The sequence below is a fragment of the Inquilinus sp. Marseille-Q2685 genome (genome assembly GCF_916619195.1).
GTDB lineage: Bacteria > Pseudomonadota > Alphaproteobacteria > DSM-16000 > Inquilinaceae > Inquilinus.
On the sequence record NZ_CAKAKL010000002.1, the window covers coordinates 744,433 to 768,173 of the forward strand.

At 69.9% G+C, this 23,741-nt stretch carries 20 protein-coding genes and 1 other RNA gene; 7 read left to right on the plus strand and 14 right to left on the minus strand.

Features of this window, described 5'->3' with window-relative positions:
* Position 1: 1 nt before the first annotated feature.
* From ffs to LG391_RS12620, 6 genes are all read right to left on the minus strand, one after another.
* Positions 2–102: signal recognition particle sRNA small type (gene ffs / locus LG391_RS12595), an RNA gene on the minus strand.
* 62 nt (positions 103–164) lie between these two features.
* The gene (locus LG391_RS12600) at positions 165–947 is read right to left on the minus strand and encodes an IclR family transcriptional regulator (RefSeq protein WP_225768352.1); all 783 of its coding nucleotides are present in this window, start codon (positions 945–947) and stop codon (positions 165–167) included.
* A gap of 18 nt (positions 948–965) precedes the next feature.
* Positions 966–1,688 carry an SDR family NAD(P)-dependent oxidoreductase gene (locus LG391_RS12605; protein ID WP_225768353.1) on the minus strand — a complete coding sequence of 241 codons (723 nt, stop codon included), beginning with the start codon at positions 1,686–1,688 and terminating at the stop codon, positions 966–968.
* Entirely contained in the window at positions 1,685–2,986 is a 1,302-nt protein-coding gene (locus LG391_RS12610) for an MFS transporter (RefSeq protein ID WP_225768354.1), read from the minus strand. The genes LG391_RS12605 and LG391_RS12610 overlap by 4 nt, the downstream gene beginning before the upstream one ends.
* 50 nt (positions 2,987–3,036) lie before the next feature.
* Positions 3,037–3,558, minus strand: a complete 522-nt coding sequence (locus tag LG391_RS12615; RefSeq protein WP_225768355.1) for a 2,4'-dihydroxyacetophenone dioxygenase family protein — start codon at positions 3,556–3,558, stop codon at positions 3,037–3,039.
* Positions 3,559–3,758: 200 nt separating this feature from the next.
* Positions 3,759–4,661, minus strand: a complete 903-nt coding sequence (locus LG391_RS12620; protein WP_225768356.1) for a LysR family transcriptional regulator — start codon at positions 4,659–4,661, stop codon at positions 3,759–3,761.
* Between the two features lie 158 nt (positions 4,662–4,819).
* Between LG391_RS12620 and LG391_RS12625 the strand changes: the two genes are divergently transcribed.
* The 4 genes from LG391_RS12625 (at position 4,820) to LG391_RS12640 (ending at position 9,890) form a co-directional block, all read left to right on the plus strand.
* On the plus strand, positions 4,820–5,575 hold the full coding sequence (locus tag LG391_RS12625) for an SDR family NAD(P)-dependent oxidoreductase (RefSeq protein WP_225768357.1): 756 nt from the start codon (positions 4,820–4,822) through the stop codon (positions 5,573–5,575).
* 599 nt (positions 5,576–6,174) lie between these two features.
* Positions 6,175–6,522, plus strand: a complete 348-nt coding sequence (locus tag LG391_RS12630; protein ID WP_225768358.1) for a hypothetical protein — start codon at positions 6,175–6,177, stop codon at positions 6,520–6,522.
* 49 nt (positions 6,523–6,571) lie between these two features.
* Positions 6,572–7,018 (plus strand): DUF1842 domain-containing protein, encoded by a 447-nt coding sequence (locus LG391_RS12635; protein ID WP_225768359.1) that lies wholly within the window; start codon positions 6,572–6,574, stop codon positions 7,016–7,018.
* 193 nt (positions 7,019–7,211) lie between these two features.
* Entirely contained in the window at positions 7,212–9,890 is a 2,679-nt protein-coding gene (locus tag LG391_RS12640) for an AAA family ATPase (protein WP_225768360.1), read from the plus strand.
* 59 nt (positions 9,891–9,949) lie between these two features.
* Here the strand turns inward: LG391_RS12640 and LG391_RS12645 are convergent, their stop codons facing one another.
* The 6 genes from LG391_RS12645 to LG391_RS12670 form a co-directional block, all read right to left on the minus strand.
* Positions 9,950–12,154, minus strand: coding sequence for a calcium-binding protein (locus LG391_RS12645; protein ID WP_225768361.1), 2,205 nt, complete (start codon positions 12,152–12,154; stop codon positions 9,950–9,952).
* 170 nt (positions 12,155–12,324) lie between these two features.
* Positions 12,325–13,452: an ABC transporter substrate-binding protein gene (locus LG391_RS12650; RefSeq protein WP_225768362.1), complete on the minus strand. Its 1,128-nt coding sequence runs from the start codon at positions 13,450–13,452 to the stop codon at positions 12,325–12,327.
* Between the two features lie 211 nt (positions 13,453–13,663).
* Positions 13,664–15,049, minus strand: a complete 1,386-nt coding sequence (locus LG391_RS12655) for an amidase (RefSeq protein WP_225768363.1) — start codon at positions 15,047–15,049, stop codon at positions 13,664–13,666.
* 116 nt (positions 15,050–15,165) lie between these two features.
* Positions 15,166–16,674, minus strand: coding sequence for a tripartite tricarboxylate transporter permease (locus LG391_RS12660; RefSeq protein WP_225768364.1), 1,509 nt, complete (start codon positions 16,672–16,674; stop codon positions 15,166–15,168).
* A gap of 7 nt (positions 16,675–16,681) precedes the next feature.
* Positions 16,682–17,143, minus strand: coding sequence for a tripartite tricarboxylate transporter TctB family protein (locus LG391_RS12665; RefSeq protein WP_225768365.1), 462 nt, complete (start codon positions 17,141–17,143; stop codon positions 16,682–16,684).
* A gap of 40 nt (positions 17,144–17,183) precedes the next feature.
* Positions 17,184–18,167, minus strand: coding sequence for a tripartite tricarboxylate transporter substrate binding protein BugD (locus LG391_RS12670; RefSeq protein ID WP_225768366.1), 984 nt, complete (start codon positions 18,165–18,167; stop codon positions 17,184–17,186).
* Between the two features lie 140 nt (positions 18,168–18,307).
* On the opposite strand from LG391_RS12670, the gene nudC reads away from it, so the two are divergent.
* Positions 18,308–19,222, plus strand: coding sequence for an NAD(+) diphosphatase (gene nudC / locus LG391_RS12675; protein ID WP_225768367.1), 915 nt, complete (start codon positions 18,308–18,310; stop codon positions 19,220–19,222).
* Between the two features lie 19 nt (positions 19,223–19,241).
* On the opposite strand, the gene LG391_RS12680 is transcribed toward nudC, so the two are convergent.
* On the minus strand, positions 19,242–20,108 hold the full coding sequence (locus LG391_RS12680; RefSeq protein ID WP_225768368.1) for a prephenate dehydratase: 867 nt from the start codon (positions 20,106–20,108) through the stop codon (positions 19,242–19,244).
* Positions 20,105–20,866, minus strand: a complete 762-nt coding sequence (locus LG391_RS12685) for a 3-deoxy-manno-octulosonate cytidylyltransferase (protein ID WP_225768369.1) — start codon at positions 20,864–20,866, stop codon at positions 20,105–20,107. Before LG391_RS12685 ends, LG391_RS12680 begins: the two co-directional genes overlap by 4 nt.
* Before the next feature lie 241 nt (positions 20,867–21,107).
* On the opposite strand from LG391_RS12685, the gene LG391_RS12690 reads away from it, so the two are divergent.
* Together LG391_RS12690 and LG391_RS12695 are read left to right on the plus strand one after the other, a co-directional pair.
* Positions 21,108–21,740, plus strand: a complete 633-nt coding sequence (locus tag LG391_RS12690; RefSeq protein ID WP_225768370.1) for a cytochrome c family protein — start codon at positions 21,108–21,110, stop codon at positions 21,738–21,740.
* A 148-nt stretch (positions 21,741–21,888) separates the two neighbouring features.
* The gene (locus tag LG391_RS12695) at positions 21,889–23,736 is read left to right on the plus strand and encodes an extracellular solute-binding protein (RefSeq protein WP_225768371.1); all 1,848 of its coding nucleotides are present in this window, start codon (positions 21,889–21,891) and stop codon (positions 23,734–23,736) included.
* The last annotated feature ends 5 nt before the right edge of the window (positions 23,737–23,741 follow it).

The window sequence follows — 23,741 nt, forward strand, 5'->3', positions numbered from 1 at the left end:
GAAGGTGGGAGACCGGCGGCGACCCGTATCGAAACTCGTTACGGCTGCTTCCTTCCGGACCTGACCGGGTTGGCGAGGGACACGCCCGCGCCGATCTCCCGCGCCCTATATCGGGGTTCCGGCCGCCGGTGGCAAGTGCGGAATGACAGTTGCGTGTCGCCGGCTCAGCGCACCCCGTCGGCCGCCAGCGCGGCGATGCGCCGGCAGCAGGCCAGGAGCGGCCCGGCATAGCGCTCCGGGTCGTCGATGGCCGCGCGGTATTTCGGGATGCTGACGCTGATGCAGCCGATCGCCCCGCCCGCCCCGGCGATCGCGCCACCATAGCACCAGATGTCGGCCTCGTTCTCCTCGGCGTCGATGGCATAGCCGCGGGCGCGGATGCGCTCGATCTCCTCGGCCAGCGCCGCGACCGTCGTCAGGGTCTGCGGCGTCATCGGCGCGAGCTCGAGCTTCGGCAGCAGCGCCGCGGCCTCGGCCGGCGGCAGCGCCGCCAGCCAGGCCTTGCCGACCGAGCTGGAATGCAGCGGCACGCGGGTGCCGATGCGCGAGGCCATGCGCACCGCCCGCGGGCTCTCCAGCTTGTCGACATAGATCATCTCGGGTCCGCTGCGGACGGCGAGATGCACGGTCTCGCCGGTCGCGTCGCGCAGCTTCGCCAGTTCCTCGGCCGCGATCAGGCGCAGCTCGAACCGGTCCCAGGCGCGGGCGGCCAGCGCCATCAGCCGCGGGCCGAGACCGAAGGCGCCGCCGCGCGGCACCTCGGCCAGCATGCCCTCGGCCTGGAGCGCCGCGACGATGCGGTGCACGGTCGGCCGCGGATGGCCGGTGACGCGGGCGATCTGCGCCACGGAGACCGGCTCGGCCGCATCGGCCACGGCCTGCAGCACCGCCATCGCCTTGCCGAAGGCCGCCGCCCCCTGCACCGCCGCCGAACCGCCCTGCCCCATCGTGCCCCCTCGCCCCGTTCAGGCGACGAGATAGCCGCCATCGACCGGCAGCGCCACGCCGGTGATGAAGCCGGCGGCCGGGCTGCACAGGAAGGCGACGGCCTGGGCCACGTCCTCCGGCCGGCCCCATCGGCCCATCGGGGTGCGGGCCAGGATGGCGCCGGACCGCGCCGGGTCGTCCTGCAGCGCCTGGGTCAGCGGCGTGGCGATCCAGCCCGGCGCCACTGCGTTCACCCGGATGCCGTCCTCGGCATAGGCGATGGCCAGCGACCTGGTCAGCTGCAGCACCCCGCCCTTGCTGGCGCTGTAGCCCGGCACCAGCCCGCCGCCGAAGAAGCTGAGCATCGAGGCGGTGTTGACGATGCAGCCCTTCGTCTGCTTCAGCAGCGGCCGGGCGGCGGCGCAGAGCCGCATCGTGCCGGTCAGGTTGATCGCCAGCACCTGCTCGAACACCGCCGGGTCGTGCTCCGCCCCGCGGCGGATCACCCCGGCGCAGTTGACCAGGATGTCGAGCCGGCCGAGCCCGCCGACCAGCGCCTCGACCGCCGCGGCGTCGGTGACGTCGAGCTCGGCCAGCGTCGCGCCCTGCGGCGCCTCGGCGCCCGCGGCCGGGGCCAGGCCGGCGGCGGTCACGGTCGCCCCCAGCCGCGCCAGCCCGGCCGCGATGGCGGCGCCGATGCCCTGGGTGCCGCCGGTGACCAGCGCGGTGCGGCCGGCGAAGAGGTCGGGCTGGAAGGTCATGCGGGTCTTCCCTCCGGGACGGCCGCCGCCCGGTCCTCGATCGGGTTCCGCACCAGCACGATGAGCGCCAGGGCGGCGACCGCGGCGACGGCGGCGCTGATCAGCAGGGCGTCGACGAAGGAACCGGTCCGGTCGAGCACGAAGCCGGTGATGATCGGCGCGAAGGAGCCGGCGAAGTAGCCGCCGAAGTTCTGGATGCTGCCGAGCGACGCCACCTGGCGCGACGGCGCCGCGGCGCTGACCAGCATCCAGGCGGTGGAGCTGGCGTAGTTGATGCAGAACATGGCCAGCGAGATGTAGACCACGGCCATGGTCAGGCTCGGCGTATAGGCCGCCGGCAGGGTGAAGACCGCACCGCCGATCAGTCCCGCCGCCATCGGCCATTTGCGGCTGGCGACCGCGCCGACCCCGCGGGCCAGCAGGAAGTCCGCCACCTTGCCGGAGCAGAGCATGCCGAGCGCGCCGACGAGATAGGGGATGGCCACCACCCAGCCGGTGCGGGCGATGCTGAGGCCCCGTTCATGCTCCAGATAGCCGGGCAGCCAGGTCAGGTACAGCCAGACCATGTAGATCACGCCCATGAAGCCGAACACCATGCCCCAGGTGGTGCGATTGGCGAACAGCCCGGCCCAGTCGGCAAAGCTCTGCCGCGGCCGGGCCTGGGCCGGGCGGCCGTCGTCGAGGAAGGAGCGCTCGGCCTCGGTCAGGGCCGTCTCGCCGCGGTTGCGGTAGATCAGGTACCACCCGATGGCGACGATCACCCCGAGCACGCCCATCAGGACGAACATCGGGCGCCAGCCGAAGGCCAGCATGATCGCGGTCAGGATCGGCGGCGCGATGGCGGGGCCGATGCAGGAGGAGGCGATGAAGACGCCGGTCGGCATGCCGCGTTCGCGCATCGGGAACCATTCGCTGATCACCTTGGCGCCGGCCGGAAACTGCGGCGCCTCGCCGACGCCCAGCACCGCCCGGGTGCCGATCAGCTGGCCCAGAGACTGGGCCAGCCCGCCGGCCAGCTGGGCCAGCGACCAGAAGAACATGCCGGCGCCGAGCATGATGCGGGCGCCGAAACGGTCGAGCATCGCCCCGACCGGCAGCTGCGAGAAGGCATAGGCCCAGGAGAAGGCGGAGAGCAGCAGCCCCATCTGCGTGCCGGACAGGCCGAGCTCGGCCGAGATGTCGTGGTTGGCGATCGAGAGGGTGCTGCGGTCGAGATAGTTGACGATGCCGGCCGCGGTCAGGAAGGCGACGGCGACCCACTGGATCCGGCGGATCCGCGGCGGCTTGCCGGATGACATGAGACGGTTTCCTCGGAACTCGGGATCTTATGGTTTTTCGGGCGGCGCGATCAGCGGATGAACTGATCGACGTAGTCGGCGCCCAGACCTGCTTCGGCGTAGTGCTTGCGGCACATATCCAGCTTGGTGAACACGTCCTCGTAGCCGGTGTGCTTGCCCCAGGGGTCGACGTAGTACATGACGCCGTTGACCTGGAAATAGGTGATCATCTCCTCGACGTCCTCGTCGACCACCAGGGTGTGGGTCTCGCCCGGCGGCTCAAAGACGTAGCTGCCCTCGGTGGCGATCCAGTCGTGCTCCAGGTAGCGCCAGCTGCCCTTCAGCACGAAGCCGTGCACCGGCCCGGGATGGCGGTGGCGGCTGAGCACCCCGGCCTTCCGCACCCGCAGCAGGTTCATCCAGTAGCCGCTGGAGATGTTGAGGCAGAGCGGCCGGAACCAGACGTTCTCGGCCTGCGGCACCCAGACCCGCTCGTCCTGCGGCACGGCATGGGGCACGACGATATCCCGCAGCGCTTCGGGCGGGTTCGGATACTGGTAGGGCATCCGCTTGGTGTCAGCGTCGGTTGGCATGACGCTTTCCTCCGTTTTGTCCACATTATGGACATACTATCCATTTTGTGGACAGACACTGGACCCGGGATCAGCCGCCTGTCAATGCCGGACAAATATGCGCGCCACGACCAGCGCCGTCATCTCGGAGGCAGACATGCGGCGACCGACCGGAGGGGCCCGTTTCCCGCCGGCCTGGAGCCGTACGGCCTCGGACGACCTCACGGCGTCACGGCGCTCGCCTTGACGAAGTCGATGAACGCCCGCAGCGCCGGAGCCATCTGGCGCTGCCGCGGATAGCAGAGATAGAGGCCCGGGAACGGAGCCGAGTGGTCCTGCAGCAGCGGCACCAGCTTCCCCTCGTCGATCAAAGGCTGTACGGCATGCTCGACCCAGAAGGCGATGCCGATCCCCTCGACGGCCGCGTCGATGGCCATCTGCTGTTCGCTGACGATCAGCGACCCGTCGACCTCCACCTCGACCCAAGTGCCGTTGCTGAAGAACTCCCAGTTGTACGGCAGGCTGCGTCCCGGCCAGCGCCAACGGATGCAGTTATGGCCATGCAGGTCCTTGGGCGTGGCCGGGCGGCCATGCCTGGAGATGTAGCTCGGCGCGGCCACCGCGATCTGCCGGATCTCGGCTCCGAGCTTCACGCCGACCATGTCCTTCTCCAGCACCTCGCCGAGCGTGAACCCGACATCGAAGCCGCCGGCGACAAGATCGACGATGGCGTCATCGACCAGGATGTCGAGCGTGATCTCCGGATAGGCGTCGTGGAACGCGGCGAGGATCCGCTCGACATAGGTTCGGAACGCCAGCCTCAGGCACCGCACGCGCACGAGGCCGGCCGGCCGGTCACGGAAATGGCCGACATCCCGCAGGGCGGCGTCGAGCTCATCGAGCGCAGGCCGGATGCGCAGCAGCAGCCGTTCACCGGCCTCGGTCAGCGCCACGCTGCGGGTCGTGCGCTGCAGCAGGCGGACGCCGAGGCGTTCCTCCAACGCGCGGATGATCTGGCTGAGCGATGACGGCGACAGCCCGAGCCTCTCGGCCGCCTTCGAGAAGCTGCCCTGCTCGGCAACCGCCACGAAGGCACGAAGATCGTTGGTCCCGCTGGCTTTCATAGGGCTCGTCGGCTGCCACTCGGATTTATGTCGGTCAACCTAAAGAACCTTTTCCGGATACGGCAGATTAATCGGGACGTCGTCTCCTCCCAGGTTTGTGGCACGGCGACGGACGGCCCTGCCTCCCTGGCCGGCAGATCAAGCAAGGAGACCCGATCATGAACACCTCCCCCGCGACCGATGTCGAAGGAAAGATCGCCATCGTGACCGGCGCCGCCAGCGGCATCGGACGCGCCATCGCGGAGCTTCTGCACGCCCGCGGCGCCAAGGTGGTGGCTGAAGACATCAATCCCGACGTCGAACGCCTCGCGGGGCCGGGCATCGTGCCGCTGGTGGCCGACGTCTCGAAGGAGGACAGCGCCCAAAAAGCCGTGGCGCTCGCTGTCGAGACGTTCGGCAGGCTCGACATCCTGGTCAACAACGCGGCGCGGATCATGAGCAAGCTCGTGGTCGACATGACGCGGGAGGACTGGGACGCGATCATGTCGGTGAACGTCACCGGTGCGTTCCTCCACTCGCGGGAGGCGATGAAGGCGATGATCCCGAACCGCAGCGGCGCGATCGTCAACATCGCCTCCTACGCAGCCTACTTCGCTTTCCCGCAGATCGCGGCCTACACCGCCTCGAAGGGCGCCCTGGTGCAGCTGACGCGCACCCTGGCCTTGGAGGCGATCGAGCACGGCATCCGTGTCAATGCGGTCGGCTCCGGCGACGTGGTCACCAACATCTGGGCCGGCAAGATGGACAACGGGTCGGAGTTCCTGGCCGATCACGGCCGCAAGGCCCCGATCGGCCGCGCGGCGCGAGCCGAGGAGATCGCCGAGGTCGTCGCCTTCCTGGCGTCGGACCGCGCCAGCTTCATGGTCGGCTCGGTGGTGATGGCCGATGGCGGGATGAGCGTGAAGATCGGCTGAAGGCCATTCGCCGGGGGCCGCGTCAGCTCATCCCTCTGCGGAGCGCCGGCGCGGCCCCTCCTTCCGATCAGCACCATTGGACCAAGCCGCTGCCTGAGCCACGCCATCCCCGGGACACGGTCCGATCATCCTCGGGCGGCCGCGGGACGGCGCTCTGAATATTGCGATGCAAATGGCGGTTCACATCCCGGTCACAGGTCTGAACATCGCCATGCGCAAATAGGAACATAAGCTGAGCGATAGAGATTAAAGACAGCAACGTCTGAATATTACTTTATGCCAACCCCGGAATTGCGAGGCCGGGCGGCCGATCGGGCCGATGAGAGTTTCGAGCATGACCGGAGGCCGGCAGCCAAAGGGGCTCGGGCGATCGTCGTCCGGATCGAGTTCTGTCGGGGCGGCCGCCCCGACATGTCGTGGATCACAATGAAATTCGACGGCCCGCGATCCCGTGGACCGGCGCAGCGCGTGCGGCGCGTCATTTCCCCGGGGAAATGCTTGCCGGCCAGAACCGGCCGGACGGGCCACCCTGTCCCCCTTGCACCGGGCTGCTGCGCCCTTGTCGACGCCCGAGTGCCCGTCACAGCAGGAGAACCGTCATGGGTTTCTATCAGAGCGAACCGTTCGACACCGCCAAGGCCAGCTTCGTCCAGCGCCCGGACGGCTTCGGCGTGTTCCTGGTCGAGGTCCAGGGCAATGCCCCGAACTACACGACCGGCATCACCCTGGTCCGGGACCCGCACTGGGTCGGCGGCCTGAAGATCGACGTCATGGGCTGGACCGGCCCCCTCGGCCAGGGCACCACGCCCTATGTGGTCAGAGGCAGCTTCCCCGGCCAGTACGTGCCGAAGATCATCGTCTCAGGTTCGAACGGCGACCGCGTCGTGCCGGTCGAGGCGATCCCGGCGGAGCAGAGCGACAGCTACGTGCAGCGGCTGGCCGGCTGACGGCCCGGCCGAACGCCCGATCCACCAGCAGACAAAAAGGGACACGTCCATGAGCAAGGCTACAGGTACCGAGAGCGTTGGGCTGTTTCACGCCAGTTACCGGATCGGCGAGAGCCGGCCCGGCGGGAAGCTGTTCACCCTGGACCTCGTCGTCGACACGCCGACGAAGCGGATCAACGGCCTCGGCCGCATCACCCAGGCGGTGAGCCCGCCGCTCGACATCCCCACGACGCTCCAGGGGAACTACAGCCAGCTGCCGACGCTGCCGCCGGCGCCGTCCCTGCTGCTGGTGGTGCTGACCGGGTATCCGCCGATCCATTGGCCGCCCCATGGCGGGATCGGGCCGGTGATCCCGCCCAATGTCGAGCTGCGGATGACGCTGACGCCGGACTGGAAGTCGGGCACGGCCTCGTATCGCTATCTCGACGACAAGGGCCAGTGGCATGAGGTCGAGGCCGCGCCGGTGACCCTGATCGCACCGGCGCTGGCCGCCTGACCGCGGCCGGGCGTCCCGAGACTGGAGGCAAGGCCCCGCCCGGAGCGGGGCCTTGTTGCCGCCGCGGCCCGTGAATGGATGCGGCGAGCAGAGCGGACCCGGCCGCCATCGCCGGAAGACGGCCGTCCTCAGGCGTGCCAAAGCCGTCCCCGGCGCGGTATGCTCGCCAGGAGCCTGAAGACGGTTGCGCCCGATGCTGCTCGAGCGAGAGGGTCCACTGGAAGCCTTGCTGGCGGCCGCCCGAAGCGCTGCGGCGGGCGTCGGCCGCACCGTGCTGCTCGAAGGTGAGGCCGGCATCGGGAAGACGTCCCTGCTGCAGGAGTTCGCGGACCGTGCGGGCGGAAGCTGCCGGGTGCTGTGGGGCTGGTGCGAGGCGCTGTTCACGCCGCGCCCGCTCGGCCCCCTGCAGGACATGGCGCGGTCGCTCGACCCGCGCGTGGCGGCCCTGCTCGACCAGGCGTCGGCGCCCGAGCGGCTGTTTCCGGCACTGCTGAGCGCCCTCCAGGCCGCGGAGGGCACGACGGTGCTCGTCTTCGAGGACGTGCATTGGGCCGACAACGCGACGCTCGATCTCATCAAATACCTGGGCCGCCGCATCTCCGTCCTGCACACGATGATGGTGCTCAGCGCCCGCAGCGACGAGGTCGACGCCGACCATCCCCTGACGCATGTGCGTGGCGACCTGCAGCCGGCCTCGGTCACCCGCATCAGGCTCGAGCCGCTGTCTCCCGGAGCGGTCGCCGCGCTGGCGGAGCAGGCGGGCCGCGCCGCCGCGGATCTCCACCGCATCACCGAAGGCAACCCGTTCTTCGTCTCCGAGCTGCTGGCGAGCCGGGAGTTCGAGCTGGGTCAGATCCCGGATTCCATCCGCGACGCGGTGTGGTCCCGCCTGTCGCGCCTGACGGCCGGCGAGCGCGAGGTGCTGGACCTGATGAGCATCATTCCGGGAAGTGCCGAACCGGGGCTGATCCGGGCGCTACTCGGCGGCGAGGCCGAGATTCTGGCGGACCAGTGCGTGGCCCGCGGATTGCTGCGGCGGGACGGCAAGGGCGCCCTGACGTTCCGCCACGACCTGGCCCGGCAGGCGACGCTCGATCGGCTGTCACCAAGCCTGCAGCGGTCGCTCCATGCCAAGATGGACGCGGCGATATCGAGGCTCCTGACGGCCCAGGCGAGCGCCCTGCTCTCCCGCCGGATGCACCACGCCGCCGGGGCCGGCGACGGTGCGCGGGTGCTCGAGCTCGCGCCGCAGGCCGCCGCGCAGGCCTCGCGCATGGGCGCGCATCGCGAAGCGGCCTCGCACCTGGCCACGGCCCTCACCTATGTCGCGCAGGCGCCGCAGGCGCTGGCGGCCCAGCTCTACGAGGACTGGGCCTACGAGGCCGGGCTGGTGCTGCTGGTCTATGACGAGATCATCGAAGCGCGGCACCGCGCCATTGCGATCTGGCGCGACCTCGGGCGGATCGACAAGGTCGCCCTCAACCTGCGCTGGCTGTCACGGCTGCACTGGCGCCGCGGCGAAGGCGAGCAGGCGGAGCATTTCGCCAACGAGGCGGTGCGCGAGGTCGAAGGCATGCCGCCGGGGCCGGAACTGGCCATGGCCTACAGCACGCGCTCGCAGCTCCACATGCTGCACTATCGCTTCGACGAGGCCGTCGACTGGGGCCTGCGCGCGATCGCGCTGGCCGACCGGCTGGGCGAGATCGAGACGCGCGTCCACGCCCTGAACAATGTCGGCACCGCGCTTCTCTTCGCCGGCCGGCCGGGCGGCCGCGAGCGACTGGAGGAAGGCCTCGCGCTGGCGCTCGAGCACGGGTTCCACGACCATGCGGCGCGGGCCTACACCAACTTCGCCGAATATGCGGTGGTGTCGAAGGACTTCGCCCTGGCCGAACGGCTGCTGGCCGAAGGCATCGCCTTCTGCAGCCGGCACGACCTCGATTCGGCGGCCCAGTATCTGCTCGGCCGGCAGGCGCAGTTCCGCCTGGAGCAGGGCCGCTTCCGCGAGGCGGAGACCATCGCCCAGGGGGTCATGAGCCTGGAACGCCTGCCGGTGGTGATGCATCTGCCGGCCCTGACGGCGCTCGGCAGGGTGCGCGTGCGGCTGGGCCAGCCCGACGGCCCTGCCTTGCTGCAGCAGGCGCTCGAGGAAGGATCGCCGACCGGCGAGCCCCAGCGGATCATACCGGTCCGGCTGGCGCTGACCGAAGCCGCCTGGCTCGCCGAGGATCCCGACGCCGGCCGCGCACAGCTGAAGGCTCTCGCGGCGATGGGCCTCGACGCCTTCAGCCCCTGGGACGTCGGCGAGCTGGCGGTCTGGTGGCGACGATGCGGGATGGCGGAGGCGCCGCCGGCGCCCGGGGTGCGGATCCTCGAGGCGCGGTCGCTCGAGCTCCGCGGCGATCCGGCCGCGGCCGCGGCGGAATGGACACGGCTGGGCCTCCCCTACGAGGCGGCGCTCTCCCTGATGCAGGTCCGGGGCACCGATGCGGGGACGGCCTTGGCCGGCGCGGTGACCATGCTCGAGGCGATCGAGGCGCGGTCCGCGGCCGCGCTGGCACGAAAGCTCGCCCAGCGCCTGGGTGTCGCGGTCCAGCTGCCGAAGGCGCGTCGCGGACCCTATACGGCCGCCCGCCATCATCCGCTGGGCCTGACACAGAACGAGCAGCAGGTGCTGGCCCTGATCGCCGAGGGCAAGAGCAACAAGGAAATCGCCCGAAGCCTGTCGCGGTCGCCGCGCACGATCGAGCACCAGGTGTCGGCGGTGCTCGGCAAGTTCAGTGCCGCCAACCGGATGGAAGTCCTCCTGCGCCTGCGCGGCGAGCCGTGGCTGTTGTCGGCCGCCGGCGCGCGCCCATCCCTCGAAACTTAGGAAGACGGTCGCCAAACCGGGGAGGCCGTCCGGCCAAACTTGGAACGGCGACTCTCGCGCTACAGCACGAAGTCGGCAGCCTGCGGGCTGCCGACGTTGCTGAGCACGATGTTGAAGTCGGAGACCTTGTCGCCATTGACGTCGCCGGCGATCACGGCGTCGCTGCCGGAGAGGACGTATCGCAACTGTCCGGCCACGCCGGTATAGGCGGCGGTGCCGATGAAGCTGAAGCTGCCGTTCCCGGCGATCCCGCTGCCATTGGCGTCGATCTGCGACAGGTCGATCCTGTCTGCCTGGGCATGGCTGAAATCGGTGATCCGGTCGGCATTGGCCATCCCCGTCGCGCTGTCGCCGGCGGCGGCGAAGACGAAGCGGTCGGCGCCGCTGCCGCCGGTCAGCAGGTCTTTCCCGCCTGCTCCCCGGAGCGCGTCGTTGCCCGCCCCGCCGCTGAGCGTGTTGGCGGCACTGCTGCCTGCGATGGCGTCGGCATGGGCCGAGCCGGTGACGGCCTCGATCGAGACCAGCCGGTCGCCGAAGGCGGTGCCGCTGCTGCCGGTGCCGGTGGCGAGGTTCACGGTCACGCCCGTGCTGCTGTCGGCATAGCTGGCGGTATCGAAGCCGGCCCCGCCGTTGAAGACATCCGCCCCCGCCCCGCCGGAGAAGACGTTGGCAGCGGCGCTGCCGGTCAAGGCGTCGGCATGGGCGGAGCCGGTGATCGCCTCGATCGAGACCAGCCGGTCGCCGAAGGCGGTGCCGCTGCTGCCGGTGCCGGCGGCGAGGTTCACCGTCACGCCCACGCTGCTGTCGGCGTAGCTGGCGGTGTCGAAGCCGGCGCCGCCGTCGAGCCAGTCGGCCCCGGCGCCGCCGCGGAGCGCGTCATTGCCGGCGTCACCCGTCACGATGTCGTCGCCGCCGTTCCCGACCAGCCGGTCGTTGCCGCCGAGGCCCCGGATGCGCTCGCCGCCGGCGCCGCCCTGCAGGAGGTCGGCGGCGGCGGAGCCCGTCAGCGTCGCCACGGTGACGCCGGAGTACACGCGGCCACCGATCCCGTCGTCGTCGCCGTCGAGACCCTCGCTCTCATAGGCCACGAAGAACCCGCCGGTCTCCAGCGCCGTGACCGACGGCCACTCCTGGTTGCCGACGAAGGACTGGTTGACCAGGAAGTTGCCGCCGACCTTGCGCCCGTCCTCGAAGAAGTACTGGCCGAACACCTCGTTGAAGTGCCGGTCCGGAAGCGGCAATTCGTCCGGGCCCCACTGGTCCCAGACCACGGCAAAGCCGCCGCCCGCCAGGCCGACCACGCTCGAATGGTCCGGGATCTCGCCGTCGAAGGTGTTGATCTGGAACGTCGCCGCCTCGGGCCGTCCGTCGGCCGAGAAGATCCGGCCGTAGAGCCGGAAGGCGGTGTCGCCATCCGGCCGGCCCTCGAGAACCGTCTCCACCCAGGTGGCGACGAAGCGGCCGCCGGTGAGCGCCGCGACCGAGATGTCCGTGTTGGTGAGCGCGAAGCCCTCATTGGGGCCGTTCGCCTCGGGGGACAGGCCGAACTCCGCCGTGACCGGCCGCCCGTCGGGGCCGAGGATGCGCGCGCGCAGATCCGAGGGGGTGCCGTACGGACTCTGGCCGGCATACTCGCTTTCCCAGACCGTGACGATGTTGCCGTTGGAGAGCTGCACCGCGCGCACATCGTGCTGGTCGCCGAAGGTCCGCTGGTTGAGCTGGAAGACGGCGTCGATCGGCGCGCCGGCCGCCGAGAAGCTCCTGGCGAAGGAGTTGTCACCATGAAACGCCGGTTCGCCGTCGGCCATGCCTTCCCGCGACCAGATGACGGTGTAGCCGCCATCCGGGCGGGAGACGATCTCGGGAGCGAAGTAATAGTCGTCGGTGGGCTGGTTGACCTTCTGGATCGCGCTGACGCGGTTGCCGCTGTCGTCATAGACGGCGGTGTAGATGTCGGCCCGTTCCAGGACCGAATCGGGACTCCCTTCCCACACCGCCGCGAAGCCGCCGCCCTCGAGCGCCTCGATCCGGGCGTAGTTGGCGACGAGGGCGAGGTCCGACAGGATCTTCTCGCCCCCGACCGGCGTGCCGTCGGGGCGGAAGACCTGGGCCGCGGCGTATTGGACGTCCAGGCCGTCCTCCAGGTACAGCGAATCCCAGATGACGACGATGTTGCCGTTCGCGAGCGTCGTGATGTCCGGGTTGTCCTGCCACGCGCCGTTCCAGGTGTTGACGACGAATTCGGGTGTGACGGGTCCCGGCATGAGCTCAGCCCTCCTCGATCCGCCGCCACCCCGGGCGGCCCCCTTCCGGCGGATCCGTCGGGCCGCGACGCGCTGCGGCACCTCGGACCGCCATGTTGCTTGTCCGCAATCTACGGGCGCTCGGTGGCGCTTTCATGACAGGACCGATCGGACGATCCGGCCGCCGCCTGTCAGCCGGGAGTCAGCGAGACCCAGTAGCCGGGCCGGTACTCGACCGGCAGGAAGCGCTCGTGGAAGGCGCGGAAGGTGGCGTCCGGGTCGAGGTCGGCGAACAGGTCGGGATGGATCCATTTGGCCAGCGCCTGGATCGCCACGAATTGATAGGGGCTGTCGTAGAACTGATGCCAGATGGCATGCACCCGGCCGCTCTGCGTCGCCGGGATGGTGGTGAAGGCCGGCCGCTTCATCAGCGCCTCCAGCCGGGCGCGGCTGGCGTCGCGGTCGGCGCCGGGGCCGACGCCGACCCAGGCGCCGGCGGTCTCGTAGAGGGTCCAGTTGCTGCCGGTGACGACCACCACGTCCGGCTTCGACGCCACGATCTGCTCCGGGTTCAGCGTGCCGAAGGTGCCGGGGATCAGCTCCTTGGCGATGTTGTCGCCGCCGGCCACCTCGACCATCCGGCCGAAATTTTCGTCGCCGAAGGACATGCAGCATTCGTCGCTATAGCCGCCGGCGCGGTCGATCATCACCTTCGGCCGCGGCCCGGTGTAGGATGCGAGCCGACTCGTCACCTTCTCGATCTCGGCGCGGCGGAAGGCGATCAGTTCCTCCGCCCGCGCCTCCCGCCCGATCACCCGGCCGAGGATGCGGATGCTCTTCTCGGCATTCTCGAAGGGTCTCTCGCGGAAGTCGATGAACACCACCGGGATGCCGACGGCGGCCAGCTTGTCGATCAGCCCGCCCTCGTCGGTCGCCAGCTTCGATTCGAGGTTCATCACCACCACGTCGGGATGCAGCGACAGCGCCTGCTCGACGTCGAAGGTGCCCTCCTTCGCGCCGCCGAAGCGCGGCAGGTCGGCGATGAAGGGGTATTTCGCGCGGTAGATCTCATAGCCGTCGCGGTCGGCCTTCTCGAGATCGTCACGCCAGCCGACGACGCGCTGGAACGGCGCCTCGGTGTCGAGCGCCGCCAGCAGATAGATCTGCCGCCCCTCGCCCAGGATGATCCGCTTGGCCTCGGCCGGGATCTGCACGGTACGGCCGGCAACGTCTTCGATCGTCTGCGTGTCAGCCGCCGACGCTGCGCCGGCGGCGAACAGAAGGACGGCGGCAAGGCCGAGGAAGCGCCGGGAGATCATGGGGGCTGTTCCGGAGTGGTGAGTCGCGTCGGGCGCACCCAATGGAACAAGTGAAAGTGATTATCAATAGCCATTCTTCGGGCCTGCAACCCTTTTCCACTGTCATTGCGAGCGCAGCGAAGCAATCCAGGGGCCGGTGCGCACCGGCCCCTGGATTGCTTCGTCGGCTTCGCCTCCTCGCAATGATATTGAGGGAAGCTGGCGTTGGCCTTTACAGCACTGGCCAGGGCCGCTGCGGGCCGCGGCGATCCTCATAAGCCTTGGCCAGGCGCAGCACGCCGAGGTCGTCGAAGCGCCGGCCGACGATCTGCAGCCCGATCGGCGCCCCGGCCCGCGTATAGCCGCAGTTGATCGACACCGCCGGCTGCTCCGACATGTTCCAGGGCACGGTGTAGCCGATATGCTCGAACGGCTTCTCCGGGTCGTCGACCGGCGAGGCCCACTCCGCCGGGAAGCGGGCGACCGGCGCGGTCGGCGACAGCACGAAATCCAGCGAGGCGAACAGCGCGGCGGCCGCCTTGCGGATCGCCATGGTCTGGTTGAAGCCGCGGATCACGGCGAGGCCGGAACGCCGCGCCCCCGATTCCGCCCAGGCGCGGATATAGGGCAGGATCTTCGCCCGGCTTTCCTCCGGCAGCTTCTCGACATCGTCCCAGGACCGGGCCCGCCAGAAATCATCGAGGCCGTCCAGCATCTCGCGGGTCAGGATCGCCGGCACCGGCTCGACCACCGCGCCCGCCGCCTCCAGCAGCCGGGCGGCGGCGGTCACCGCCTCTCCCACCTCCGGGTCCAGCCCCAGGCCGGCGCCGATCTCCATCATCAGGCCGATGCGCAGCCCCTTCGGGTCGATCGCCAGGTCGGACCAGTCGATGTCGGCCGGCGGCAGGCTCATGCCGTCGCGCCCGTCCGGCCGCGCCAGCACCGACATGGCCAGCGCCGCGTCGGCCACCGTCCGCGTCATCGGCCCGGCGACGCGGCCGACATAGGGCGGGTCGATCGGGATCCGCCCCAGGCTGGGCTTCAGTCCGACGATGCCGCACCAGCCGGCCGGCAGCCGGATCGACCCGCCGATGTCGGTGCCGACATGGATCGGCCCGTAGCCGGCCGCGGCTGCCGCTCCGGCCCCGGCGCTGGAGCCGCCCGGATTGGTCGACAGGTCCCAGGGGTTGCGGGCCAGCTTGTGGAAGCTGGAGAGGCCGGAGGACAGCATGCCGTAATCCGGCATGGTGGTCTTGGCCAGGATCACGGCGCCGGATTCGCGCAGCCGGGCGGCGGGCGGCGCGTCATCGGCGGCCGGGCCCAGCGGCGTCGCGGCGGTGCCGACCGGCACCGGCACGCCCCTGGTCGCGATGTTCTCCTTGATCGTCACCGGCACGCCGTCGACCGGGCCGAGCGGCCGCCCCTCGGCCCAGCGCGCGGCCGACTCCCTGGCGGCGGCGCGGGCACCGGCCGGGTCCAGCGCCCACAGCGCCTGCAGCTTCGGCTCCCAGGCCTCGATCCGCTGCAGCACCGCCTCGGTCACCTCGACCGGCGACAGGCTGCGGTCGCGGTAGCGGGCGACGAGATCGACGGCGGAGAGATCGGCAAGCGAGGTCATGCGTCACCGCTGGGCAAGAAGACGGATGTCCTGCCAGATAAGCGCAAATCCGGCGCCTCAGCCAGCCGAATGGCCGGACATTATCCTGCCCTCATGGAAGGGTTGCGGCGGAACCGCTACCCTGCCTCCTCCTGGAACGCCTCCTCGCGCTTGCGGCGGATCGCCGGGCTGACCATCACCAGCAGCACGCCGACGGTCAGCAGCAGCAGCACGGCGCTGATCGGCCGGGTGAGGAACACCGTGGCGTCGCCGCGCGCCAGCAGCATGGCGCGGCGCAGGTTCTCCTCCATCATCGGCCCCAGGATGAAGCCGAGCAGCAGCGGCGCCGGCTCGCAGTCCAGCTTCACCAGGATGTAGCCGACCAGGCCGAAGACCACCGTCAGGTAGACGTCGAAGACGTTGTTGTTGAGGCTGTAGACCCCGATGCAGCAGAAGGCCAGGATCGCCGGGAACAGCAGGTGGTACGGCACCTTCAGCAGCCGCACCCAGATGCCGATCAGCGGCAGGTTCAGCACGATCAGGAAGAAGTTGCCGATCCACATCGAGGCGATCAGGCCCCAGAACAGGTCCGGCTGCTCGGTCATCACCATCGGGCCCGGCTGGATGCCCTTGATGATCATGGCGCCGACCATCAGCGCCATCACCGGCGTCGGCGGGATGCCGAGCGTCAGCATCGGGATGAAGGAGGTCTGGGCGCCGGCGTTGTTGGCCGATTCCGGCCCGGCCACGCCCTCGATCGCGCCCTTCCCGAACTCCTGCGGCCGGCGCGACAGCTTCTTCTCCAGCGAATAGGCGGCGAAGGAGGACAGGATCGAGCCGCCGCCCGGCAGGATGCCGAGGATCGAGCCCAGCGTGGTGCCGCGCAGGATCGCCGGGGCCATGCGCCGCGCCTCCTGCCGCGTCGGCAGCAACCCAGAGACCTTGCGCACCATGACGTCGCGCAGGTGCTCGGCCTCCAGGTTGCGGATGATCTCGGCGATGCCGAACAGCCCCATCGAGATGGCGACGAAGTTGATGCCCTGCGACAGCTCGGGGATGCCGAAGGTGTAGCGCGGCGTGCCGGTCTCGACATCCTGCCCGACCAGGCCGAGCAGGAGGCCGAGCGCGATCATGCCCAGCGCCTTCAGGACCGAGCCGTGCGCCAGGGCGACCGAGGCGACGAGGCCCAGGACCATCAGCGAGAAGTACTCCGCCGGTCCGAACTTCAGCGCGACGGCGGCCAGGGGCGGCGCGAACAGCGCGATCAGCAAGGTGGCGACGGTGCCGGCGAAGAAGGAGCCGATGCCGGCGGCGGCCAAGGCGGCGCCCGCCCGGCCCTGCTTGGCCATCTGGTAGCCGTCGATCGCGGTCACCACCGACGCCGATTCGCCCGGCAGGTTGATCAGGATCGCGGTGGTCGAGCCGCCGTATTGCGAGCCGTAATAGATGCCGGCCAGCATGATCAGGGCGGCGATCGGCGGCAGCACGAAGGTGGCCGGCAGCAGCATGGCGATGGTCGCGGTCGGGCCCAGGCCCGGCAGCACCCCGACCAGCGTGCCGAGCAGCACCCCGACGAAGCAGTAGGCGAGATTGGTCGGCGTGAAGGCGACGCTGAAGCCGAGGATCAGGTCGTGCAGGAGATCCATGGTCGCCTCAGCTCCCGAACCAGCGGCCGAAGACGGGGATCGGCAGGCCGAGCCCCCAGATGAAGACGGCGATGCAGAAAAGGGTCATGGCGACCGCGGCGGCGGCCGCCACCGGCGCCCGGAACCGGACGCTCGCGGCGGCGCCGACGAGGACCACCACCGGCACCGAGACGGCGAGGCCGCCGCCGCGCAGCAGCAGGCCGAACAGCAGCATCGCCCCCAGCACGATCGCCCCGCCGCGCCAGGCCCACTGGCCGACGCCCTCGCCCTCCAGCACGAAGGATCGCAGCAGGGTGATCAGCCCGATCAGGGCCAGGATCCCGGCCAGCACGATCGGGAAATAGCCCGGCCCCATCTTGATGGCGCGGCCCATGGAATAGCCCTGGGCGATCCAGCCGAAGCCGATCGCCAGGGCCAGGAAGATCAGCCCGGACCAGAAGTCCTTGGGATGACGGATGGAGAGGCGCATCGCGGCTCCTGGATCCGGTGGCGGGGCGGGAGACGCGAACTCAATCGGCGTAGACGCCGGCGGCCGTGATCACCGGCTGCCACTTGGCGATCTCGGCCTTGAGATGGGCGTCGAGCGCCGCCGGGGTGGCCTGGTCGAGCGGCACCGGCTCGGTGCCCAGATCGGCGAAGCGGGCGACCACGTTCGGGTCCTGCAGCGCCTGCTTCAGCGCGGCCTCGAGCTTGTCGATCACCGGCTGGGGCGTGCCCTTCGGCGCGTAGAGCCCGTGCCAGATGCCGATCCTGAAATTGGGCAGCCCGGCCTCGGTGGTGGTCGGCACGTCCGGCAGCGACGGCACCCGCTTGTCGGTGGTGACGGCGTAGACCTTGATCTTGCCGCCCTTGATCTGGCTGGTCGTGTTGGTGGTCTGGTCGCACATGAAGTCGAACACGCCGCCCAGCAGGTCGTTCATCGCCGGGCCGGTGCCCTTGTAGGCGACGGTGGTCAGCGGCGTGCCGATCGCATCCATGAACAGCATGCCGCAGAGATGCGAGGCGGATCCGACGCCGGCATTGGCGATCGTCACGTCGTCCTTGTGCGACTTGGCGTACTCCACCAGCTCCTGCATCGACTTCGCCTCGAAATCGCCGCGGGCGACGAAGGTCATCGGCACGTCGGTGACCAGGCCGATGCCGGCGAAGGCCTCGCCCGGCTTGTAGTCGAGGTTGCGGTACAGCGTGGCGCTGGTCGCCTGCCCGATATGGTGCAGCAGCAGGGTGTAGCCGTCGGCTTCGGCCTTGGCGACGCGCGAGGCGCCGATGGTGCCGCCGGCGCCGCCGACATTCTCGACGATCACCTGCTGGCCGAGGGTCTTGCTCATCGGCTCGGCGATCAGCCGCGCCACCGTGTCGGTCGGCCCGCCGGCCGCGAAGGGCACGACCATGGTGATGACGCGGTTCGGATAATCCTGGGCGGCGGTCGGCAGGGCAAAGGCAAGAGCCGTGGCGGCAAGCAGGCCGAGGCCGATCCGGCGGCAAAGCTTCATAGACGTGACCCCCTTCGTGTCATGAACCCGGCCGATTCTCTCGGCCTTCAATTTTATGCAATGTAGCCCGTCCTTCCCGGATGGCACAGTTGCTTTTCCGGCCTCTGGCGCGGCAGCCGGGCCCATGCCAGTGTCCTGACATGCTGCGCCCGAACTTCTACGTCCATCCGTCGCTCGACCGCGCCGGCCGCTACCGCCGCGACACCGAGTGGATAGCCCGCGTCACGGTCAGCGAGCACACCCGGATCCTGCCGGTATGGCAGGGCCGCAACCTGATCGCCGGGCCGCCGGAGGCGCCGCAGGCCGCCTATCTTCCGGCGACCGAGGCCTGGTGGCGCGAGGCCGCGGCCGAGGTCGTGATGCTGGGCGTCAACGGCGACGTCACCTATCTCGCGGTCGATGTCAGCGGCGTCGCGGATCCGGCCGCGGACCCGATTCTGGCCGGGATGGGCAGCTTCCTCGACCTGCGCGCCGTGGGGCCGCTGCTGCCGCATGACGAGGGCGCCCTCCTGGCCTATGCCCGCGGCATGGTCTGGTGGCACTCGCGCCACCGCTTCTGCGGCGTCTGCGGCCACCCGACGGCCAGCAGCGACGCCGGCCACCGCCGCGACTGCACCAACCCCGACTGCCGCACCCAGCATTTCCCGCGCACCGACCCGGCGGTGATCATGCTGATCCATGACGGCGACCGGGTGCTGCTGGGCCGCCAGAAGGCCTGGCCGCCCGGCATGCATTCGGTGCTGGCCGGGTTCCTGGAGCCGGGCGAGAGCCTGGAGGACGCGGTCAAGCGCGAGGTGCTGGAGGAGGCCGGCATCCGGGTCGACGACGTCCGCTATCACTCCAGCCAGCCCTGGCCCTTCCCGCAGTCGCTGATGGTCGGCTTCACCGGCCGCGCCGTGACCGCCGAGCTGCAGGTCGACGAGGACGAGCTGGAATCGGCCGCCTGGTTCGAGCGCGATTGGCTGCGCCGCCATGTCGACGACGAATCGTTCCGCCGGCCCCGCCGCGACAGCATCGCCCGGCGCCTGCTGGAGGACTGGCTGGCGGAGGAGTAGCCGACCAGCCGTTCCGGCGTCACTCGTCGGCAGCGATCTGGCTCGGGTCGCGGCGGAAGGGGTGGGCCGGGTAGACGCCGAGCAGGTGGAAGTTGCGGGTGAAGAACTGCAGCTCCTCCAGCGCGAAGCGCAGCGGCTGGTCGTCCGGATGGCCTTCGACGTCGGCGTAGAACTGGGTCTGGCTGAACCGGCCGCCCAGCATGTAGCTCTCGAGCTTGGTGATGTTCACGCCGTTGGTGGCGAAGCCGCCCAGCGCCTTGTAGAGGGCGGCCGGCACCGACCGCACCTCGAACACGAAGCTGGTCATCACCGGGCCGTTGTTCGGCTTCGGCCGCACCGGGTCGCGCGACAGCACGACGAAGCGGGTGGTGTTGTGCTCAGCATCCTCGATGTCGCCGGCCAGGATCTCCAGTTTGTAGATCTCCGCCGCCAGCCGGCTGGAGATGGCGGCAATGGCGGGGTCGCCCCGCTCGGCCACCATGCGCGCGGCGCCGGCGGTGTCGGCATGGTTGACCGGCTTCAGCCCGCGGGCCCGCAGCCACTGCCGGCACTGGCCCAGCGCCTGGACATGGCTGTGCACCTCATGGATATCCGCCAGCTTCGCGCCGGGCACCGCCACCAGCTGGTGGTTCACCCGCAGGAAGTGCTCGCCGATGATGTGCAGGCCCGATTCCGGCAGCAGGTGGTGCATGTCGGCGACGCGGCCGGCGATCGAGTTCTCGATCGGGATCATGCCGAGATCGGCGCGGCCGTCATGCACGGCCGCCAGCGCCTCCTCGAAGGACGGGCACGGCACCGTCTCCGCATCCGGGAAGGCCTGGCGCGACGCCATGTCGGAATTGGCCCCGGGCCAGCCCTGGAACGAGATCCTCTTGGCGCGGGTCATCGCGCGGTTCCTTCCGCCAGCAGGCGCCGGGCGCGCTCCAGTTCCTCCTGGGTGTCGACGCCGAGCGGCACGGTGTCGACGATGGCGACGTCGATCCGCATCCCGGCGGTCAGCGCCCGCAGTTGCTCCAGCTTCTCGCGCCGCTCCAGCGCCGCGGGCGGCAGCGTCACGTAGCGCTCCAGCGCCGCCCGGCGATAGGCGTAGAGGCCGATATGGTGCAGCAGCGGCCCCTCGCCCGACGGCGCCGTGGTCCGGGTGAAGTAGAAGGCGCGGCCGGTCCGCGCCCCCTCCTCCCGCTCGACGATCGCCTTGACGATGGCGGGATTGGTCTTCTCCTCCTCGCGCACGATCACCGCGGCCAGCGTGCCGATATCGACCGCAGGGTCGTCCAGCAGCGCCACCGCGGCCCGCGGCAGGGCGGGATCCAGCGTCGGCAGGTCGCCCTGAACGTTGACCACGATGTCATGGCGGCCGTCGGGGTCGATGCTGCGCAGCGCCTGGGCGATGCGGTCGGAGCCCGAGGGCAGGTCCGGGTCGGTCAGCACCGCGGTGCCGCCCGCCGCCTCGATCGCCTCGGCGATCGGCGTGTCGCCGCAGGCGACCACCACGGGGCCGAGGCCGGCCGCGACCGAGCGGCGCCAGACATGGACGATCATCGGCTCGCCATGGATGTCGGCCAGCGGCTTGTTCGGCAGGCGGGTCGCGGCCAGGCGCGCGGGGATGACGACGATGGGGTTGGAGGCGGCGGATGGGCTCATGATGCCGCGTCATCCACCCTTGCCGCGACGGCGTCAAGACCGGGCCGAATCCCGGATCGCCGGATGATCGCCGGGACGGGCCACGCGGCCGTCCTCCGCGGCGGCGGCAAAGGGTGTCGCAGCCGGACATCGCCCCTTGCCAGACCGATTGGAACGCCTCTACAAGACCCGCGGGCCCGCACGGCCGAATCGAGTCGTGCGTCCGGGGAGGTTGCCGTCGCGCTTCGAGGTGAGATCCGGCATGGAATTCAATAAAATATTCGCTGCTGTCCTGCTGGCCGGCATCATCGGAATGGCGACCGGCATCGTTGCCGACGTCCTGGTCTCGCCGGAACCGCTGAAGGAAAACGCATTCAAGGTCGACACCAGCGCCGTCGCCACCGCGCCGGCCGCCGGCGCCGAGCAGGCCGGGCCGTCGATCCCGCCGATCGCGCCGCTGCTGGCCAGCGCCGACCCGGCCAAGGGGCAGCAGCTGTCCAAGGCCTGCACCGCCTGCCACACCTTCGAGAAGGGCGGCGCCAACAAGGTCGGCCCGAACCAGTGGAACCTGGTCGACGCGCCGATGGGCCACAAGGAAGACTTCAACTACTCGGCCGCGATCAAGAAGAAGCACGAGGAAGGCGCGAAATGGACCTATGAGGAGCTGAACGAGTTCCTCGCCGGCCCGAAGGCGCACATCCCGGGCACGACCATGACCTATGCCGGGATGAAGAGCGAGAAGGACCGTGCCGACCTGATCGCCTGGCTGCGCACCAACGCCGACACGCCCGCACCGCTGCCGAGCCCGGATGCCGCCCCCGCAGGCGGTGCCGCCCCGGCGGGCGGCGAGGCGCCGGCCGGCGGGTCGGAACAGGCGCCGAAGAGCGGCGGCTGATCGCCGCAGCCCTGCCTTTCCGGAGCGGGACCGCCAAAAGCGGTCCCGTTTCCATTTATGTTTGGCTTTATTCCGCGCCGTGGGATTCCCTAGACTCCGCCCATCGACCGGCGCCATGGCGGCGCCGGATGTCCGGCCCGGGAGCCTCATGCGCATCGTCACCGCCCTCCTGCTCGTCCTCGCCCTCGCGGCCCCGGCCGTCGTTCGCGCGGAGGAGCCGGCGGCGAGCCATGCCCTGGCCCTGTTCGGCCAGCCGAAATACCCGGCCGGCTTCGCCCATTTCGACTATGCCGACCCGGACGCGCCGAAGGGCGGCAGCCTAGTGCTGAGCACGGTCGGCACCTTCGACACGCTGAACGTCATCCCCGACACGACATGGCCACGGTCGATCGGTCTGCTCAATGATTCGCTGATGGTGGAGAGCCAGGACGAATCCGGGGTCTATTACGGCCTGCTGGCGGAGAGCGTGACGGTTCCGGACGACGCCGCCTGGGCGATCTTCACCTTGCGGCCGGAAGCGCGCTGGCACGACGGCGTGCCGGTGACGGCCGAGGACGTGGTGTGGAGCTGGGAAACGGTGCGCGACAAGGCCGAGCCGTTCCTGAAGTCCTTCTTCCGCGACGTCACCGGCGCGGAAGCGCTGGACGACCGCCGGGTGCGCTTCACCTTCGCCAGCCGCAACACCCGCAAGCCGATCGGCCAGGTGGCGAACTCGCTGCCGGTCCTGCCGAAGCACTGGTGGACCTCGAACGGCCGCGATGTCGGCCAGGGCACGGTCGAGCCGCCGCTCGGCAGCGGCCCCTACCGCATCGCCTCGGTCGATCCCGGCCGGACCCTGACGTGGGAGCGGGTGCCGGACTATTGGGGCCGCGACCTGCCGGTGAACCGCGGCCAGTGGAATTTCGATCGCATCCGCTACGACTATTACCGCGACCGCGACGCCGAGTTCGAGGCGTTCAAGGGCGGCAACTCCGACTTCCGGCAGGAGTTCACCTCGCTGTTCTGGGCCACCGGCTACGACATCCCGGCGGCGCGCGACGGGCGCCTCATCCGCGCCGAAATCGCCAGCGAGGATCCTCGCGGCATGCAGGGATACTTCTTCAATCTGCGCCGGGCCCCCTTCTCCGATCCCAAGGTGCGCGAGGCGCTGGGCTGGCTGTACGATTTCGAGTGGGTGAACAAGACCCTGTTCTCCGGCCTGTACGACCGGCTGACCAGCTACTTCAACGCCGAGGGCTTCCGTTCCTCCGGCGTGCCGGAGGGCGAGGAGAAGGCGCTGCTGGAGCCGTTCCGCGGCCAGGTGCCGGATGCGCTGTTCGACACCCCCTTCGCCCTGCCGAAGACGGATGGCAGCGGCAACATGCGCGACAACATTCGCACCGCGCTGCGCCTGTTGAAGGAGGCGGGGTGGGAGCAGCGCGACGGGGTGATGACCAACATCGCCACCGGCGAGCCGATGCGGTTCGAGATCCTCGACGACACACCGCAGTTCGAGCGGGTGACCCAGCCCTTCATCGAACGGCTGCGGCAGGTGGGCATCCAGGCGAGCCTGCGCATCGTCGACGCGGCGCAGTTCCAGCAACGCTACAAGAGCTTCGATTTCGACGTCACGATCTTCGCCTACACCTTCTATCCCCCGCCGGGCAGCGAACTGCGCACCTATTTCGGCTCCGAGGCGGCGGGCATCGACGGCTCCGGCAACCTGATGGGGATCCGCAACCCGGTGGTGGACGCGCTGATCGACAAGGTCGTGGCCGCCCGCGACCTGTCGTCGCTGCAGGTTGCGACCCGCGCGCTCGATCGCGTGTTGTTGTGGAACCGCTACCTGATCCCGCAATGGGGCAAGGCCGACGCCTGGGTGGCCTACTGGAACCGCTTCGGCCAGCCGAAGACGCAGCCGTCGCACCGCTTCGGCGACCCCAATGGGATCGCGTTCCCCTCGACCTGGTGGATCGATCCGGCGAAAGATGCGGCGCTGAACCGGGCAAGTCGATGAAGAGC

Coding starts and splice junctions, on each gene's coding strand:
- LG391_RS12600 (WP_225768352.1), bottom strand. CDS start 947: ATGGGGCAGGGCGGTTCGGCGGCGGTGCAGGGGGCGGCGGCCTTCGGC.
- LG391_RS12605 (WP_225768353.1), bottom strand. CDS start 1,688: ATGACCTTCCAGCCCGACCTCTTCGCCGGCCGCACCGCGCTGGTCACC.
- LG391_RS12610 (WP_225768354.1), bottom strand. CDS start 2,986: ATGTCATCCGGCAAGCCGCCGCGGATCCGCCGGATCCAGTGGGTCGCC.
- LG391_RS12615 (WP_225768355.1), bottom strand. CDS start 3,558: ATGCCAACCGACGCTGACACCAAGCGGATGCCCTACCAGTATCCGAAC.
- LG391_RS12620 (WP_225768356.1), bottom strand. CDS start 4,661: ATGAAAGCCAGCGGGACCAACGATCTTCGTGCCTTCGTGGCGGTTGCC.
- LG391_RS12625 (WP_225768357.1), top strand. CDS start 4,820: ATGAACACCTCCCCCGCGACCGATGTCGAAGGAAAGATCGCCATCGTG.
- LG391_RS12630 (WP_225768358.1), top strand. CDS start 6,175: ATGGGTTTCTATCAGAGCGAACCGTTCGACACCGCCAAGGCCAGCTTC.
- LG391_RS12635 (WP_225768359.1), top strand. CDS start 6,572: ATGAGCAAGGCTACAGGTACCGAGAGCGTTGGGCTGTTTCACGCCAGT.
- LG391_RS12640 (WP_225768360.1), top strand. CDS start 7,212: ATGCTGCTCGAGCGAGAGGGTCCACTGGAAGCCTTGCTGGCGGCCGCC.
- LG391_RS12645 (WP_225768361.1), bottom strand. CDS start 12,154: ATGCCGGGACCCGTCACACCCGAATTCGTCGTCAACACCTGGAACGGC.
- LG391_RS12650 (WP_225768362.1), bottom strand. CDS start 13,452: ATGATCTCCCGGCGCTTCCTCGGCCTTGCCGCCGTCCTTCTGTTCGCC.
- LG391_RS12655 (WP_225768363.1), bottom strand. CDS start 15,049: ATGACCTCGCTTGCCGATCTCTCCGCCGTCGATCTCGTCGCCCGCTAC.
- LG391_RS12660 (WP_225768364.1), bottom strand. CDS start 16,674: ATGGATCTCCTGCACGACCTGATCCTCGGCTTCAGCGTCGCCTTCACG.
- LG391_RS12665 (WP_225768365.1), bottom strand. CDS start 17,143: ATGCGCCTCTCCATCCGTCATCCCAAGGACTTCTGGTCCGGGCTGATC.
- LG391_RS12670 (WP_225768366.1), bottom strand. CDS start 18,167: ATGAAGCTTTGCCGCCGGATCGGCCTCGGCCTGCTTGCCGCCACGGCT.
- nudC (WP_225768367.1), top strand. CDS start 18,308: ATGCTGCGCCCGAACTTCTACGTCCATCCGTCGCTCGACCGCGCCGGC.
- LG391_RS12680 (WP_225768368.1), bottom strand. CDS start 20,108: ATGACCCGCGCCAAGAGGATCTCGTTCCAGGGCTGGCCCGGGGCCAAT.
- LG391_RS12685 (WP_225768369.1), bottom strand. CDS start 20,866: ATGAGCCCATCCGCCGCCTCCAACCCCATCGTCGTCATCCCCGCGCGC.
- LG391_RS12690 (WP_225768370.1), top strand. CDS start 21,108: ATGGAATTCAATAAAATATTCGCTGCTGTCCTGCTGGCCGGCATCATC.
- LG391_RS12695 (WP_225768371.1), top strand. CDS start 21,889: ATGCGCATCGTCACCGCCCTCCTGCTCGTCCTCGCCCTCGCGGCCCCG.